The sequence below is a fragment of the Enterobacter sp. H2G27 genome, from assembly GCF_054403075.1.
On the sequence record NZ_JBSVSI010000001.1, the window covers coordinates 3123135 to 3139330 of the forward strand.

12 protein-coding genes are annotated in these 16196 nt (G+C 57.4%); 3 read left to right on the forward strand and 9 right to left on the reverse strand.

All coding sequences use genetic code 11. From position 1 onward, the window contains the following. Window positions 1-11 precede the first annotated feature (11 nt). Window positions 12-992: a nickel/cobalt transporter gene (locus tag ACW9E7_RS14690; RefSeq protein ID WP_458727990.1), complete on the reverse strand. Its 981-nt coding sequence runs from the start codon at window positions 990-992 to the stop codon at window positions 12-14. Next, entirely contained in the window at window positions 983-1621 is a 639-nt protein-coding gene (locus tag ACW9E7_RS14695; protein WP_458727991.1) for a DUF1007 family protein, read from the reverse strand. The genes ACW9E7_RS14690 and ACW9E7_RS14695 overlap by 10 nt, the downstream gene beginning before the upstream one ends. Window positions 1622-1746: 125 nt before the next feature. On the opposite strand from ACW9E7_RS14695, the gene csiE reads away from it, so the two are divergent. Further along, window positions 1747-3024: a stationary phase inducible protein CsiE gene (csiE, locus tag ACW9E7_RS14700; RefSeq protein WP_133294930.1), complete on the forward strand. Its 1278-nt coding sequence runs from the start codon at window positions 1747-1749 to the stop codon at window positions 3022-3024. Here the strand turns inward: csiE and ACW9E7_RS14705 are convergent, their stop codons facing one another. Continuing rightward, window positions 3025-4164, reverse strand: coding sequence for a 3-phenylpropionate MFS transporter (locus ACW9E7_RS14705; protein WP_045908544.1), 1140 nt, complete (start codon window positions 4162-4164; stop codon window positions 3025-3027). It abuts the gene before it with no gap. Between the two features lie 173 nt (window positions 4165-4337). On the opposite strand from ACW9E7_RS14705, the gene ACW9E7_RS14710 reads away from it, so the two are divergent. Further along, window positions 4338-4760, forward strand: coding sequence for a DoxX family protein (locus ACW9E7_RS14710; RefSeq protein ID WP_023615984.1), 423 nt, complete (start codon window positions 4338-4340; stop codon window positions 4758-4760). Window positions 4761-4813: 53 nt separating this feature from the next. Here ACW9E7_RS14710 and glyA read toward each other — a convergent pair whose 3' ends face one another. Beyond that, window positions 4814-6067: a serine hydroxymethyltransferase gene (gene glyA, locus ACW9E7_RS14715; RefSeq protein WP_008502165.1), complete on the reverse strand. Its 1254-nt coding sequence runs from the start codon at window positions 6065-6067 to the stop codon at window positions 4814-4816. A 304-nt stretch (window positions 6068-6371) separates the two neighbouring features. Between glyA and hmpA the strand changes: the two genes are divergently transcribed. Further along, window positions 6372-7562, forward strand: coding sequence for an NO-inducible flavohemoprotein (gene hmpA / locus ACW9E7_RS14720; protein WP_458727992.1), 1191 nt, complete (start codon window positions 6372-6374; stop codon window positions 7560-7562). A gap of 72 nt (window positions 7563-7634) precedes the next feature. Here the strand turns inward: hmpA and glnB are convergent, their stop codons facing one another. The 5 genes from glnB to purL all read right to left on the reverse strand — a co-directional run bounded on the left by glnB (window position 7635) and on the right by purL (window position 15966). Beyond that, a complete protein-coding gene (gene glnB, locus ACW9E7_RS14725; RefSeq protein WP_003860685.1) occupies window positions 7635-7973 on the reverse strand; it encodes a nitrogen regulatory protein P-II in 339 nt (112 codons plus the stop codon). 80 nt (window positions 7974-8053) lie between these two features. Then, window positions 8054-9391, reverse strand: a complete 1338-nt coding sequence (gene glrR / locus ACW9E7_RS14730; protein WP_021241871.1) for a two-component system response regulator GlrR — start codon at window positions 9389-9391, stop codon at window positions 8054-8056. Continuing rightward, complete coding sequence (gene qseG / locus ACW9E7_RS14735; protein ID WP_143345405.1) at window positions 9378-10115, reverse strand: two-component system QseEF-associated lipoprotein QseG; 738 nt, start codon at window positions 10113-10115, stop codon at window positions 9378-9380. Before qseG ends, glrR begins: the two co-directional genes overlap by 14 nt. 1 nt (window position 10116) lies before the next feature. Next, window positions 10117-11544 carry a two component system sensor histidine kinase QseE/GlrK gene (gene qseE / locus ACW9E7_RS14740; protein WP_136195571.1) on the reverse strand — a complete coding sequence of 476 codons (1428 nt, stop codon included), beginning with the start codon at window positions 11542-11544 and terminating at the stop codon, window positions 10117-10119. A gap of 534 nt (window positions 11545-12078) precedes the next feature. Then, complete coding sequence (gene purL, locus ACW9E7_RS14745; RefSeq protein WP_458727993.1) at window positions 12079-15966, reverse strand: phosphoribosylformylglycinamidine synthase; 3888 nt, start codon at window positions 15964-15966, stop codon at window positions 12079-12081. Between the last annotated feature and the right edge of the window lie 230 nt (window positions 15967-16196).

The window sequence follows — 16196 nt, forward strand, 5'->3', positions numbered from 1 at the left end:
GGGGATCCCAACTAAAACGGCCGTAATCCCCTTCCCACCGGCACCGCACTCATCCACATTGTTACCGCCGCCACCAGCAGAATGACCCCGCCCGCCAGCGCAAGCGTGGTCCACCCTACCTGTCGCCACAGCACCGGCGTTTTATTGCCGCTGAGTTTGACCGCCAGCTGACGGAAGCTGTGTACCAGCAGCGCTAACGACGAAATAGTGAGAGAGGTTCCTGCCGCCATCGCCAGCGCGGACAGCATGCCCCAGCCGAACACGCCAATCACCTTACTGAACAGCAGCACCATGATGGCACCCGAGCACGGGCGCATACCCATCGAGAGAACAATCATCAACCGCGCGCGCCAGTCGTCGCCGTTCTGCAACTGTTCCTGCGTGGGCAAATGCTGATGTCCGCAGCCGCAGTGTGCATCATGAACGTGGTGCGGCGTAAAGGTTTTGAATTTCGGTTTTTGCAGCAGCACGCGCAGCTTTTTCAGCGCCCGCCAGCACAGGATCAGCCCCAGCACGCCCACCAGCGCGTAGCTGCCCTTCTCAAGCCAGAAACTGCTCATGTGCAGCTGGCGCGCGGGAAGCTGTAACAGCGAAAGGACGACCACGACCAGCGCAATCGCCACGCCGCCCTGAAGCAGCGAGGAGGCCAGCGTCAGGCCGATACTTGATTTCAGCTTTGACGGATGCGTGGCGAGCCAGGTTGTGATGACAATTTTGCCGTGCCCCGGCCCCAGCGCGTGCAGCACGCCATAGATAAAGCTGAACGCCAGCAGGGAACCGCCCGCCTTTGTCGGATTCTCCGCCACCGCCTTCAGCAGACCACTCATCTGCTGGTTGACCTCACGCTGCCAGATAATGCTTTTCATCATGACCTGCGGCCAGGCCTGCCAAAGCCACATCGCGCCGCAAAGGGCGAACAGCAAAAAGATCGCCAGCGGCCAGAGGTGAAGCCAGCGGCGCTGTTTTCGAACCGGAGAGGAGATCACTGACATTGTAACGTCACCTCCTGCGCGAACTGTTTACCCAATTCCATGTCCTCAGGCGGGGCATCTTCCTTGTCGAGAGAGACCGCAAAGTTCAGCGTCTCTTCGCTGGGTTTGGGAGTATGCACGCCGATTTTGCAGCTTTTTTGCAGCGCGTCCGGCAGCCGCACGTCGCTGTCTTTGTGATAGCGCATGTCGACATAATAGGTAGGGTCAAAGGTGGAAAAGCGATACGTTTGCCCCGCCAGCGGCTGAGGGTGCGCCAGCGGGAGCACGAACGTCAGCACCGCCCGGTGCCCGTCGCGCGTCATCCCGTATTCCGTGGGTCGATTCAGAAATTTGACCTTTTGCCCGTTATGCCAGAACTCGGTGAAATAGTGCTGGCCGAGCACGTTGGCCATCACTTCTGCCGCCAGCTTTTTCCATATTTCGTCACCGGGCTTCGCGTTTCCCGCATCATAGAGCAGATCGGCCGAGGTGATTTCATCCATCGTCCAGCGCATTTTCAGGCCGCTGAGCTGCGTGCCGTCGGTGACCAGCTCGGTCTGGAGGTCAATAAAACTGTGAGGATGTGCGCTGGCGGTGAAGCTGATAACCGCCAAAAATAACGCCATCGCACTTTGTTTAACTGTTTGCATCAATTCCTCACGTCAAAAATTCTGTGATGTTCCCCAGCAATCCTGAATGAAAGGCCTGCCGGCGCGCTTTTCAGCGTTCATCCTTTAGCTATTCTTATCAAACATTCACACTGGATACCCGACAGATGATGACGACGCTTGAAATTCCATCTGTGCTTTCCAGTTCGCAGCGCCGCTGCCAGGTGCTTTTGATGCTTTACCTGCCCGATGCTGCCGTCACCGCACAGAGCATAATTGCTGCCAACGGCGTGGACGACGCGATGGCACGGCAAGATATAGCCGAGACGCGCGATGAAATCCAGCGCTATCACCGGCTGGATATCGTCACGCACCACGACGGCAGCTACCGGATTGAAGGTACAGCCCTGAATCAGCGTTTATGCCTGCTGCACTGGCTGCGCCGGGCGCTGCGGCTTTGCCCGCAGTTTGTCTCGCACCAGTTTACCCCCGCATTAAAAACCGCGCTTAAACAACACGGCATCGCGCGTCCGCTTTACGACGATGCGAACCTGCGGGCGCTGATCGGCTTCTGCTCTCGCAAGCTTCAGCGCCAGTTTGAATGCCGCGACGTCCAGTTTTTACAGCTCTATCTGCAATACTGCCTTATTCAGCACCAGCTCGGGAATACGCCGCAGTTTTCCCACGTTCAGCGCAGCTGGACCCAGTCGAGAGGGGAGTATTTTACGGCGCAGGAGATCGTGCGCCACTGGAGACGGCGCGTCCCGCAGGGTGCCCACGGGGATGAACAGCTGTTTCTGGCGCTGCTGTTTATGATGCTCCGCACGCCCGACCCGGTGCTCGATAAACACCAGCAGGATCAGCGATTGCGCCGGGCCATCGTACGCATGGTCGCCCGCTTTCGCTCGCAGACCGGGATGAACTTCAGCGATGAGCAAGGGCTCACCGATCAGCTGTATATCCACCTTGCTCAGGCGCTGGACCGCTCGCTGTTTGAGATCGGCATCGATAATAGCCTGCCGGAGGAGATCCACCGTCTCTATCCCCGGCTGTTACGCACCACGAAGGAAGCGCTGTTTGAGCTGGAAGCGGAGTTTGGGCTGCGTTTTTCCGATGAAGAGATGAGCCTCGTGGCGGTGATTTTCGGCGCCTGGCTGATGCAGGAGACCGATCTGCACGAAAAACAGGTGATCCTGCTGACGGGAGAGGATAAAGCCAGTGAGGACCTGATTGAACAGCAGCTTCGCGAGCTGACGCTGTTGCCGCTCAACATTCGCTATCTGACGCTACAGGCTTTCCAGAAAGAGGGGGCACCCCGCGAAGCCGCGCTGGTTATCACCCCCTACCCTACGGCCCTGCCGCTGTTCTCACCGCCGTTGATTCATGCCGTTGAGACATTAAACGCGCAGCAGCAAGAACATATTCGCGCCATGCTGGAATCGTAGTTACGCGCGTGCGGCCACTTTCGGTCGAACAAACATTGCCGGTAGCGCCACCAGCGCCATTACCCAGAACACGCCGTGCCCCAGATGCTGATAGAGGAACCCCGCAAACACCGTCATGATCGCGATACTGCCCCCCATTGCCACTGCCGAATAGACGGCCTGCAGGCGAATCACGTCCCCACCCTCGCGCGCAGCGATATAGCGCATGGCCGCCAGATGGCACACGGTAAAGGTGCCGCAGTGAAGGATTTGCGCCACAATCAGCCACGGCAGATCGGTCGTCCAGCCCATAATCCCCCAGCGCGCCACGCCGCACACGGCGGAAAGCAGCAGCAGGTCACGTGCGCCAAAGCGTCTAAACAGCTTCTTGCTCAGGGCGAAAATAATGACTTCGGCCACCACACCCAGCGACCAAAGATAGCCCACTGCAGAAGCAGAATATCCCGCTCCCTGCCAGTAGATGGCGCTGAAGCCATAGTACGCCGCATGTGCCCCCTGAAGCAGACAGACACACGCCAGAAAACGCCAGCTCTGTGCAACCAGGCTCCGCCACGCGGGCCAGCCCGCGCTCTCCTGATGGCGACTTTCCCCTTGCGGCATCACCGACGGTCGCAGCAGCATGCCCAGCAGCATTGAGGCAATACCGATACTCAGCAGGGCAAGAATGGCGCGGTAATCGTAAAGGCTGACCAGTTTCCCCACCAGCGCAGAGCCAATCACAAAGGCGATAGAGCCCCACAGGCGCACGCGACCGTAGTCCATGGTGATCTGCTTTTGCCAGGTGTTCGCAAGGGCATCCGTCAGCGGTACCAGGGGTGAGAAGAAAAGGTTAAAGCCAACCATCACCACCATCAGCCAGGCAAACTGGTGGCTGACCCAGAAGCAGGCCACAAAGACCAGGGTCAGCAGAGCAAGAATGCGCACGGCCTTGATCAGTAAGGAGGGATCGCTGACGCGCGGGGCAATCAGCAGGCTGCCCAGGAAACGCGCCACCAGCCCGGCCCCGAGCAGGACGCCGATGGTCTCGGGCGTCAGGCCGATACCCTTAAGCCAGACGCTCCAGAAAGGCAGAAAAATGCCGTAGCTAAAGAAATAGGTGAAATAACTGAGCGCCAGCCAGCGCGTGGAATGCAAGACCATGAATCCCTCCCGAAATCGAGGCCATAGTCTGGCGAGAATATAAAAATTAAGCAAGTAGATAGCCTGCTATAAATTAACGAAAATTTAACATCTTGTGCAATCGTCTGGCTTATGGCAGGGAATGAAAATATGTATTACGTTTAAATTACTCCACTTGCAGAGGTTTTTCTGCCATGAACTCACTACGTTATCTCGATTTCGGCCAGTCACGTCACCTGCTGCTGCTCATTGGCCGCATCGCACTTGTCGTGCTGTTTATTATCTTTGGTTATCCAAAACTGACGGGGTTTAGCGGCACCGTACAATACATGACCTCGCTGGGAACGCCGATGCCCATGCTGGCGGCCATTATTGCGGTAGTGATGGAAGTGCCTGCCGCCATTCTGATCGTACTGGGCTTTTTCACCCGTCCTCTCGCGGTACTGTTTGTGTTCTATACCCTGGGCACGGCGATTATCGGTCACCATTACTGGGATATGACCGGTGATGCGGTCGTGCCGAATATGATTAACTTCTATAAGAACGTCAGTATTGCTGGCGCCTTTATTTTGCTCGCCATTGTTGGGCCGGGAGCTATTTCCCTGGACCGGCGTTAAGCCATAAAAAAGGCCGCAAGCGCGGCCTTTTTTATTTCTGGAGGGCAGAGGAATTATGCGTAGACCGGGAAGCGTGCGCAGATATCCAGAACTTTACCTTTGACGCGCTCGATAACCGCTTCGTCATTGATGTTGTCCAGAACGTCACACATCCAGCCAGCCAGCTCTTTCACTTCCGCTTCTTTAAAGCCGCGGCGAGTTACGGCCGGAGAACCGATACGAATACCGGAGGTCACGAACGGGCTCTTCGGATCGTTTGGCACGCTGTTTTTGTTCACGGTGATGTTGGCGCGGCCCAGGGCAGCGTCAGCTTCTTTACCGGTCAGGTTCTTATCAACCAGATCCAACAGGAACAGGTGGTTTTCAGTACCGCCGGATACCACTTTGTAGCCACGGTTCAGGAACACTTCCACCATCGCTTTGGCGTTCTTAGCAACCTGCTGCTGGTAAACCTTAAACTCTGGCTCCATCGCTTCTTTCAGCGCTACCGCTTTTGCCGCGATAACGTGCATCAGCGGGCCACCCTGCGCGCTTGGGAACACCGCGGAGTTCAGTTTTTTGTACAGCTCTTCGTCACCGCCTTTCGCCAGGATCAGGCCACCGCGTGGACCCGCCAGGGTTTTGTGGGTGGTGGTGGTCACAACGTGAGCGTGTGGAACCGGGTTCGGGTAAACGCCTGCGGCGATCAGACCCGCAACGTGCGCCATGTCAACGAACAGGTAAGCACCGATGCTGTCTGCGATTTCGCGCATTTTTGCCCAGTCAACGATACCGGAGTAAGCAGAGAAGCCACCGATGATCATCTTCGGCTTGTGCTCTTTAGCCTGCTTCGCCATGTCTTCGTAGTCAATTTTACCGGACTCATCAATACCGTAAGGGATGATGTTGTACAGTTTGCCGGAGAAGTTAACCGGGGAGCCGTGAGTCAGGTGGCCGCCCTGCGCCAGGTTCATCCCCAGAACGGTATCGCCCGGCTGCAGCAGCGCGGTGTAGACCGCGAAGTTAGCCTGAGAGCCAGAGTGCGGCTGCACGTTTGCGTAGTCAGCGCCAAAAAGTTCTTTCGCACGGTCGATAGCCAGCTGCTCAACGATATCAACATACTCGCAACCGCCGTAATAGCGTTTGCCCGGGTAACCTTCAGCGTATTTATTGGTCAGCTGAGAACCCTGCGCCTGCATAACGCGCGGGCTGGTGTAGTTTTCGGAGGCGATCAGTTCGATGTGCTCTTCCTGACGTACTTTTTCCTGCTCCATAGCCTGCCACAGTTCGGCATCATAATCGGCAATGTTCATTTCACGCTTTAACATCCGCATCTCCTGACTCAGCTAACAAGTAAATTTTGGCCTGAAAAGGCAGTCCTGTTGGACGACGGGCAACAGTATAACTGATTAGTTCTGTGATAACAGGTCTTGACAAACGATTTTACGCAAACGTTTTCCTACCCGCCACGCAAGGGTTTGAGGAATAAAGCTCTCGCCCTTTCCAGCGGATTTCTTTTCAGGTTTGTGATGCATATTTTTCATCTTGCAAAGAACCATTTACAACGCAGGGGTATTTTTTATAAGATGCATTTAAAATACATCATTAAAGTCACATCGGAAGGAAGCAGCTATGCTCGACGCTCAAACCATCGCTACCGTAAAGGCCACCATTCCCCTGCTGGTGGAAACCGGCCCTAAACTCACCGCCCATTTCTACGATCGCATGTTCACGCACAACCCGGAGCTCAAAGAAATTTTCAACATGAGCAACCAGCGTAACGGCGATCAGCGTGAAGCGCTGTTCAACGCCATCGCGGCCTACGCCAGCAATATTGAAAACCTGCCAGCATTGCTGCCTGCGGTGGAAAAAATCGCGCAGAAACATACCAGCTTCCAGATCCAACCTGAACAGTACAACATTGTGGGCGGACACCTGCTGGCAACCCTGGACGAGATGTTCAGCCCGGGTCAGGAGGTGCTGGACGCCTGGGGTAAAGCCTACGGGGTACTGGCAAACGTGTTTATCAACCGTGAAGCGCAGATCTACAGCGAAAACGCCAGCAAGAACGGCGGCTGGAAAGGCACGCGCGCGTTCCGCATCGTTGAGAAAACGCCGCGCAGCGCGTTAATCACCAGCTTCGAATTTGAGCCGGTGGACGGTCAACCGGTGGCCGATTACCAGCCAGGGCAGTATCTGGGCGTGTGGCTGAAGCCTGAAGGATTCCCGCATCAGGAGATCCGCCAGTATTCCCTTACCCGCAAGCCAAACGGCAAAGGCTACCGCATTGCGGTGAAGCGTGAGGACGGCGGTCAGGTTTCCAGCTGGCTGCACAACGAAGCTAACGTGGGCGACGTGGTGCATCTGGCCGCGCCGGCGGGCGATTTCTTTATGGCCGTTGACACCAATACGCCGGTCACGCTGATCTCTGCGGGCGTCGGCCAAACGCCGATGCTGGCGATGCTCGATACGCTGGCAAGATCACACCACGGGGCGCAGGTTAATTGGTTCCATGCAGCCGAAAACGGCGACGTGCACGCTTTTGCGGATGAGGTGAAAACGCTCGGGGCCTCCCTGCCGCGCTTCACCGCGCACACCTGGTATCGCCTGCCGACGGAAGCTGACCGCGTAGCTGCCCGCTTTGACAGCGAAGGTCTGATGAATCTTAGCCAGCACGAAGGCCTATTCAGCGCACCGGAGATGCAGTTCTACGTCTGTGGACCGGTGGCGTTTATGCAGTATGCCGCGAAGCAGCTGGTTGAGCTGGGCGTGAACAAGGACAACATTCATTACGAATGCTTCGGCCCGCATAAGGTGCTGTAATGCAAAAAGCCCCTCGTTTGAGGGGCTTTTTTCGTCGGATGGCGGCTGCGCCTTACCCGGCCTGGAAAATATTTAAATCGCCGCGTCGTCTTCTTCGCCGGTACGGATACGGATCACGCGCGCCACGTCGAAGACGAAGATTTTACCATCGCCAATCTTGCCGGTCTGCGCCGTGCGGATAATGGTGTCCACACAGGTATCGACGATATCGTCGCTGACCACGATTTCAATTTTCACTTTCGGCAGAAAGTCGACCATGTACTCTGCGCCACGGTAAAGCTCGGTGTGGCCCTTCTGACGACCAAAACCTTTCACTTCCGTCACGGTCATCCCGGTGATGCCGACTTCCGCCAGCGCTTCACGCACATCATCCAGTTTGAAAGGTTTAATAATCGCATCAATCTTTTTCATGGTGGGTCCTTAAACTCTTGCCTGTAAGCTGCCTCGTAATCGATTGCTCACAGTATCATATTCAAGCGAATTTTGCGGTACTACTCTTTAAAATCGTTCGCTTCAAGCTCATGACGTGACAGCAGCTTGTAGAATTCGGTGCGGTTGCGTCCGGCCATGCGCGCCGCGTGGGTCACGTTGCCTTTAGTGATCTGCAATAGCTTGCGCAGATAGTTCAGTTCGAACTGATTGCGCGCTTCTGCAAACGTCGGCAGAGCCGTGTTTTCCCCTTCCAGCGCCTGCTCCACCAGCGCGTCGCTGATCACCGGTGACGAGGTCAGCGCCACGCACTGCTCAATCACGTTCACCAGCTGACGCACGTTACCCGGCCAGCTTGCGGCCATCAGCCGCTTCATCGCATCGGTGGAAAATGCGCGCACGAACGGTTTATGGCGGTCGGCCGCCTGGCGCAAAAGATGGTTCGCCAGCAGCGGAATGTCTTCCGCACGTTCCGCAAGCGCAGGGATCTTCAGATTAACCACGTTCAGACGGTAGTAGAGATCTTCGCGAAACTCGTTGCGGGCCATCACTTTTGGCAGATCGCGATGGGTCGCCGAAATAATTCGCACGTTAATATCGATATCGCGGTTGCTGCCCAGCGGGCGCACTTTGCGCTCCTGCAGCACGCGCAGCAGCTTGACCTGCAGCGGCGCGGGCATGTCACCAATCTCGTCCAGGAACAGCGTGCCACCTTCCGCGGCCTGGAATAGCCCTTCCCGGCTGCTTACCGCCCCGGTGAATGCGCCGCGGGCGTGACCAAACAGTTCGGATTCAAGCAGCTGCTCCGGGAGCGCGCCACAGTTAATCGCAATAAAAGCGTTCTTGCTGCGCGGGCTGGCGTTATGGATCGCCTGCGCCAGGATCTCTTTCCCGGTTCCGCTCTGGCCGTTGATGAGCACGCTGACGTCAGACTGCGCCACCATCCTCGCCTGCTCTAGCAGGCGCAGCATCACGGGGCTGCGGGTGACGATAGACTCCCGCCACGCTTCATCCCCCGCCGGGGCGGCATGTTCCAGCGCGCTGTCGATAGCCTTATACAGCGCGTCTTTGTCCACTGGCTTGGTCAGAAAGCTGAATACCCCCTGCTGCGTCGCGGCAACCGCATCCGGGATAGACCCGTGCGCGGTCAGGATAATCACGGGCATACCCGGCTGCTGCTTCTGGATCTCCGCGAACAGCTGCAGGCCGTCCATTTCATCCATCCGCAGGTCGCTTATCACCAGATCGATTTTCTCGCGGCTGAGAATTTTCAGCCCCTCCAGCCCGCTTTCCGCGGTCACGACGCTGTAGCCCTCACTCACCAGACGCATCCCCAGCAGCTTTAATAGCCCGGGATCGTCATCCACCAGTAAGAGATGGGCTGGTTTACGGCTCGTCATGCTTCACGTCCTCTTGTTTCGGCGTATCGCTGTCCGGCGCAGCGGATGAACTCCCCGGCTGATATTTACGCGACGAGAGCTGTCTTTCGATATCGGTCAGGTTCTCCAGCTTACGCGTCGTGGTATCCAGCTGGGTACGTAAATGTTGCTGCTGCTGACGCAGCGTATCAAGCTCGCTGTCGGTTGACTGTTGCAGCTTGCTGTAGCGGGAGCGCTCTTCAGAAAGCTGAAGCTGTAGCGTCTGGCCATCGCGCCAGAGCTGGTATACCGGGCGTACCTGTACGGGTAGATTGACCACAAACGTGTCCAGTCGGGTTACATTGACGCGGCGTTCGACGGGGGTGATTTTGGCATCAGCCAGCAAAATGCCGCGCTTGAAAGCGTCCTGCCAGGTGTCGTCGTCCAGCATCGCCGCCTTCGAGCGGGCGTCTACCGGCGCCAGACGCTGGGCGCAATCTATTCCACGCAGCCAGAACAGCGGGTTGCTTTCGACGTCATGCCCTGACAGGTTCCAGATGTCTTCGCAGCGGGTCGAGAGGAAATCGGCCAGCTGGTTATCGGGCCATTTATCTTCTTGTTTATCGCTAATGGCACTTTGCGGCACATGGGAAACACACCCTGCCAGAAATAAACAGGGCAGGCTCAGGCGAAGCGTGCTGCGGGAAAACACCGCGCGTACGGCGCGGGAAAAGACGTGTGACATACTCACCAGACATAGATTCATTTTATTGATTTTTCCGGCTCAGGGGCAGTTCAATACGGAAGCAAACATCCGAACGTTCGTCCGTGGCAATGTTTAGCTCACCCTGCATGCGTCGTATGCAGTCCCGGGCAATGCTCAAGCCCAGACCGCTTCCTTTCACCGCACCTTTCCGCTGATGACTCCCCTGGAAAAAGGGCTCGAAGATCATGGTTTTTTCGTCATCGGGGATCGGGGTGCCGGTGTTAGCGACGTCGATAAACACCCGGGAACCCTTCGTATAGCTTCGGATATAAATGTTACCGGATTCAGTACCATAGTGCACCGCATTGGAATAAAGATTATCCAGCACGCTCATTAGCAGCATGGGTTCAGCCAGACAGGTCGGCGCATTCAGCTCTACACCGGTATGCATCATTTTAGCTCTTGCTGGCAAGCTATGGGCGGATAACACCATATCCACCAGCGGTTCAATTTCGACGTTTTCCAGTACGACCGCCCCGTCAGCCAGCTTGCGGTTGTAATCCAGCAGTTGCTCAATCAGCTTCTGTAGATTCCGGCTGCTGTTATCCAGGATCTCGACAATTTCTTTCTGTTCGGGCGTAAGTGGCCCTGCCACTTCATCCGCCAGCAGCTCCGTTCCTTCGCGCATGCTGGCCAGGGGCGTTTTAAGCTCATGGGAGATATGGCGCAGGAACTGATGGCGCTGTGATTCGAGCCATGCCAGGCGCTCGGACAGCCAGATAATGCGCTGGCCTACGGATCGCAGCTCGCGGGGACCTTTAAAGGCGACCGTATCCCCGAGCGATTTCCCCTCCCCCAGGCGGTTGATCATCCGCTGGATACCCTTCACCGGGCCGATGATCATGCGGGTAAAGAGCAGAACCAGCCCGAGGCTCACCAGGAACAGCACCAGCGCCTGCCAGCCGAAGAACTGGCCGCGCTCGGCAATCTCCTGCTGAAGCTGCTGACCGCGGGAGAAAATCACCGTACGCGTTGACTGCACCATCTCGGTGTTGGCACTGGCAAAAGCTTCGAGGCGTGCGGCGGCCGCCGCATCCGGGCCGCTGTTACTGCATTGCAGTTGCGCGAGATCGTTCAGATCCTGACGTAACGCCTGATACAGCCTGTCGTCAGGCAAAACCCCCGCATGAGCGTCCAGCATTTCGCTGTAGCGTTTGCGCTGACTCTGATAAACCTTTTCCAGCGTTCGATCGTCAAGCACGCAATACTGACGATAGCTACGCTCCATCTCCAGGGCGGCGTTGGTCATCGCTTCACTGCGTCTGGCGTCGATGAGCGTCGTGCGGTTGGTCAATGCCGCCTGCGCGCTCAGCGCGTTCAGACTTTGCCACGCCTGCCAGGCAAGGATCAGCAGCGGCAGCAGAATCAGCAGGAAGGCCATCATGACGAGCTGCCGCAGGGAGCGGGGGAAAACGGGCCAGCGTTTCAACGCATTACTCTCTTAATGGGGGTTTACGCAGAGCGTAACTGAGTCTGCCCTTCAGATACAACAAAGCCGGGTAAAAACCCGGCTTTGTCATGGAATGAGGCGGTGCCTAACTCGACGTTTCGCCCTGGCCTGATAAAGCATCGCTATGATCAGTAGTTGGACGGCAGGCACCTTTTTGTGCGTCATTCGAAGTTTATGTAGCGCTTCCCGAAGGGGCTGACATAAGAAGGTGAATGAGCCACTGGCTAATATTATGCAACACCCGTGCCAGAATGCAAAACAAAATATTAACATATTGAAATATATGATTTTTACTCGTTGAACTTGTTAATTATCGGTTGAATGATTTTCAGGCTAAGTGTCGCTATTAAGCAACACCTTAACGGAAACCTTTCCTGCCATATATAAATCAATAGTTTAAGTGTCTCTTTTTGGAGACACTAAAATTGCCGGTCTGTCGCAATTATGCGACACAAATAAAAAAGCCCGGTTGAGCTTTCGCTTACCGGGCCTGGAAGAATGTGGGACTAAAACTTAACCCAATTGCTTACGCGCATTGCGGAAGATACGCATCCATGGGCTGTCCTCGCCCCAGTTTTCCGGGTGCCAGGAGTTGCTCACGGTGCGGAACACGCGTTCCGGGTGCGGCATCATGATGGTCGCGCGACCGCTTTCGCTGGTCACCGCCGTAATACCGTTGGCGGAGCCGTTCGGGTTAGCCGGGTAGGTTTCCGTGACTTTGCCGAAGTTATCGACAAAGCGCAGTGCCACCAGGCCTTTGCTCTCCAGCTGAGCCAGATGCGCAGCATCACGCACTTCTACCTGACCTTCGCCATGGGAAACGGCGATTGGCATCTGTGAACCGACCATTCCCTGCAGCAGCAGAGACGGGCTCTGGGTCACTTCCACCAGGCTAAAGCGCGCTTCGAAGCGGTCAGACTGGTTACGCACAAAGCGCGGCCAGGCTTCGCTGCCCGGGATCAGTTCACGCAGGTTAGACATCATCTGGCAGCCGTTACACACGCCCAGCGCCAGGGTCTGCGGACGGTGGAAGAAGGTTTCGAACTCGTCGCGCACGCGGCTGTTAAACAGGATGGACTTCGCCCAGCCTTCGCCTGCGCCCAGCACGTCGCCGTAGGAGAAGCCGCCGCACGCCACCAGCGCCTGGAAATCTTCCAGACCGGTACGTCCGGCCAGCAGATCGCTCATGTGGACGTCGATAGCGTCAAAGCCCGCGCGGTGGAAGGCCGCAGCCATCTCAACGTGGGAGTTAACGCCCTGCTCGCGCAGCACCGCCACTTTTGGACGCGCACCGGTCGCAATGTACGGCGCAGCGATGTCTTCGTTAATATCGAAGGAGAGCTTCACGTTCAGGCCTGGATCCTGGTCATTGGCCTTCGCGTTGTGCTCCTGATCGGCACATTCAGGGTTATCACGCAGGCGCTGCATCTGCCAGGTGGTTTCCGCCCACCACATGCGCAGCGTGGTGCGGCTTTCGCTGAACACGGCGTGACCGTCAGCTTCAATGACGAAGCGGTCGCCCTGAACGGCTTTACCCAGATAGTGCACGCAGTCTGCCAGACCGTGCTTCGCCAGAATCGCTTCAACCACATCGCGATCCGCCGCACGCACCTGAATCACGGCGCCCAGCTCTTCGTTGAACAGCGCAGCCAGACGGTCTTCGCCAAGCGTCGCAATGTTCGCTTCCACGCCGCAGTGGCCGGTGAAGGCCATCTCAGCCAGGGTCACCAGCAGGCCGCCGTCGGAACGGTCATGGTAGGCCAGCAGCTTACGCTGCGCCACCAGCGCCTGAATCGCGTCGTAGAAGCCTTTCAGCTGCGCCACGTCGCGCACGTCGGCTGGCTTATCGCCAAGCTGACGGTAAACCTGCGCCAGCGCGGTAGCGCCCAGCGCGTTGTGGCCTTTACCCAGGTCAATCAGCAGCAGGGCGTTGTCTTCGGTCGCAAGCTGCGGCGTAACGGTGTGACGCACGTCTTCCACGCGGGCAAACGCGGTGATCACCAGCGACAGTGGAGAGGTCATCTCGCGCTGCTCGTTACCTTCCTGCCAGCGGGTTTTCATCGACATGGAGTCTTTACCCACCGGAATGGTCAGGCCGAGGGCTGGACACAGCTCCTCACCCACCGCCTTCACGGCTTCATACAGGCCAGCATCTTCGCCAGGGTGGCCGGCTGCGGCCATCCAGTTTGCGGAGAGCTTGATACGTTTAATGTCGCCAATCTGCGTCGCGGCGATGTTGGTCAGCGCTTCACCGACCGCCAGACGGGCAGATGCGGCGAAGTCCAGCAGCGCCACCGGGGTGCGTTCGCCCAGCGCCATCGCTTCGCCGTAGTAGCTGTCGAGGCTCGCGGTGGTCACGGCGCAGTTCGCCACCGGGATCTGCCAAGGGCCGACCATCTGGTCGCGGGATACCATACCGGTCACGGTACGGTCGCCGATGGTCACCAGGAAGGTTTTCTCTGCCACAGCAGGCAGGTGCAGCACGCGGTTAACCGCTTCTGCCACGGTGATGCCCTGGCGATCCAGCGCTTTTCCCGCAGCCTTGCGGGTCTGCACGTCGCGGGTCATCTTCGGCGTTTTACCGAGCAGGACGTCGAGCGGCAGATCGATCGGCTGGTTGTCGAAATGTGTATCGCTCAAGGAGAGATGCTGCTCTTCGGTCGCTTCACCGATGACGGCATACGGCGCGCGCTCGCGGCGGCACAGCTCGTCAAACAGCGGCAGCTGGTCCGCCGCAACGGCCAGCACGTAGCGCTCCTGGGATTCGTTACACCAAATTTCCAGCGGGCTCATGCCCGGTTCATCGCTCAGGATGTCGCGCAGGTTGAAGCGACCGCCGCGGCCGCCGTCGCTCACCAGCTCCGGCATGGCGTTGGACAAGCCGCCCGCGCCCACGTCGTGGATGAAGAGGATTGGGTTGGCATCACCCAGCTGCCAGCAGCGGTCGATCACTTCCTGGCAGCGGCGCTCCATCTCAGGGTTGTCACGCTGCACGGACGCGAAGTCGAGATCCGCATCAGACTGGCCGGAGGCCATCGAAGAGGCCGCACCGCCGCCCAGACCGATGTTCATCGCCGGGCCGCCGAGTACGATCAGCTTCGCGCCGACGACGATCTCGCCTTTCTGCACGTGATCGGCACGGATGTTGCCGATCCCGCCTGCCAGCATGATCGGTTTGTGGTAGCCGCGCAGCTCTTCGCCGTTGTGGCTGTCCACTTTCTCTTCATAGGTACGGAAGTAACCGTTCAGCGCCGGACGGCCAAACTCGTTGTTAAACGCCGCGCCGCCCAGCGGACCTTCGGTCATGATATCCAGGGCGGTTACAATGCGCTCTGGCTTGCCGAAATCTTCTTCCCACGGCTGTTCAAAGCCCGGGATACGCAGGTTGGAGACGGAGAAACCGACCAGACCCGCTTTTGGTTTTGCACCACGACCAGTCGCCCCTTCGTCACGGATTTCACCGCCGGAGCCGGTAGCCGCACCCGGCCACGGGGAGATTGCCGTCGGGTGGTTGTGAGTTTCAACCTTCATCAGGATATGCGCGGGCTCCTGATGGAAGTCATAGCGCCCTGCTTCGCGATCGGCGAAGAAGCGGCCCACCTCGGAGCCTTCCATCACCGCGGCATTGTCTTTATAGGCAGACAGCACGTGGTCAGGGGTTTGCTCCATGGTGTTTTTGATCATTTTGAACAGCGACTTCGGCTGCTGTTCGCCGTCAATAATCCAGTCGGCGTTGAAAATCTTATGGCGGCAGTGCTCAGAGTTAGCCTGCGCGAACATGTAAAGTTCGATGTCGTTCGGGTTACGGTTGAGCTTAACGAACGCATCCTGCAGGTAGTCGATTTCGTCTTCTGCCAGCGCCAGGCCGAGACGCAGGTTGGCGTCGATCAGTGCCTGACGGCCCTGCCCCAGCAGGTCCACGCTCTGTACCGGCGCAGGCTGATGGTGGGAGAAAAGCTTCTGCGCGTCATCAAGAGAGGCAAATACGCTCTCCATCATGCGGTCGTGCAGCTCAGCCGCAACCGCCTGCCACTGCGCGTCGCTCAGGGTAGAGGCTTCCACGTAGTACGCTACGCCGCGCTCCAGACGGTTAATCTGGCTCAGGCCACAGTTGTGGGCGATGTCGGTGGCTTTGGAAGACCAGGGGGAGATGGTGCCCGGACGCGGCGTCGCAAGGATCAGTTTGCCGGTTGGCGTATGGCTGCTGAGGCTTGGGCCATACTTGAGCAGGCGTTCCAGCTGTACGCGCTCCTCTGCATTCAGGGGGGCATTCAGGTCAGCAAAATGGACATACTCAGCGTAAATATTGCTTACCGGAAGGTCGGCCGCCTGAAAACGTGCCAGCAGTTTAGTGATACGGAAGGCAGACAGTGCAGGCGAACCACGCAGAATTTCCATCATAAGTCTCTCGTCTTCGAAGCGCCGGGGCGCTTACAGTGTGCGCAAGGGGGGAAAACGGGCGTCATTATAGAGAATCCTGAGCGCCGACGAAACCGTTTGCGTCGAAATAAAATTTGCCCAGAGGTTTAACAATAGATGTGACCTGTCTCTCTAATTGGTTGCCAAGTGGCGCAAGTTTACGCAAAATGCCGCTCATTCAATGGCAAACCTTATTATTAACATGGCTACAG

Coding starts and splice junctions, on each gene's coding strand:
- csiE (WP_133294930.1), top strand. CDS start 1,747: ATGATGACGACGCTTGAAATTCCATCTGTGCTTTCCAGTTCGCAGCGC.
- ACW9E7_RS14710 (WP_023615984.1), top strand. CDS start 4,338: ATGAACTCACTACGTTATCTCGATTTCGGCCAGTCACGTCACCTGCTG.
- glrR (WP_021241871.1), bottom strand. CDS start 9,391: ATGACGAGCCGTAAACCAGCCCATCTCTTACTGGTGGATGACGATCCC.
- purL (WP_458727993.1), bottom strand. CDS start 15,966: ATGATGGAAATTCTGCGTGGTTCGCCTGCACTGTCTGCCTTCCGTATC.
- glnB (WP_003860685.1), bottom strand. CDS start 7,973: ATGAAAAAGATTGATGCGATTATTAAACCTTTCAAACTGGATGATGTG.
- ACW9E7_RS14705 (WP_045908544.1), bottom strand. CDS start 4,164: ATGGTCTTGCATTCCACGCGCTGGCTGGCGCTCAGTTATTTCACCTAT.
- glyA (WP_008502165.1), bottom strand. CDS start 6,067: ATGTTAAAGCGTGAAATGAACATTGCCGATTATGATGCCGAACTGTGG.
- ACW9E7_RS14690 (WP_458727990.1), bottom strand. CDS start 992: ATGTCAGTGATCTCCTCTCCGGTTCGAAAACAGCGCCGCTGGCTTCAC.
- ACW9E7_RS14695 (WP_458727991.1), bottom strand. CDS start 1,621: ATGCAAACAGTTAAACAAAGTGCGATGGCGTTATTTTTGGCGGTTATC.
- qseG (WP_143345405.1), bottom strand. CDS start 10,115: ATGAATCTATGTCTGGTGAGTATGTCACACGTCTTTTCCCGCGCCGTA.
- hmpA (WP_458727992.1), top strand. CDS start 6,372: ATGCTCGACGCTCAAACCATCGCTACCGTAAAGGCCACCATTCCCCTG.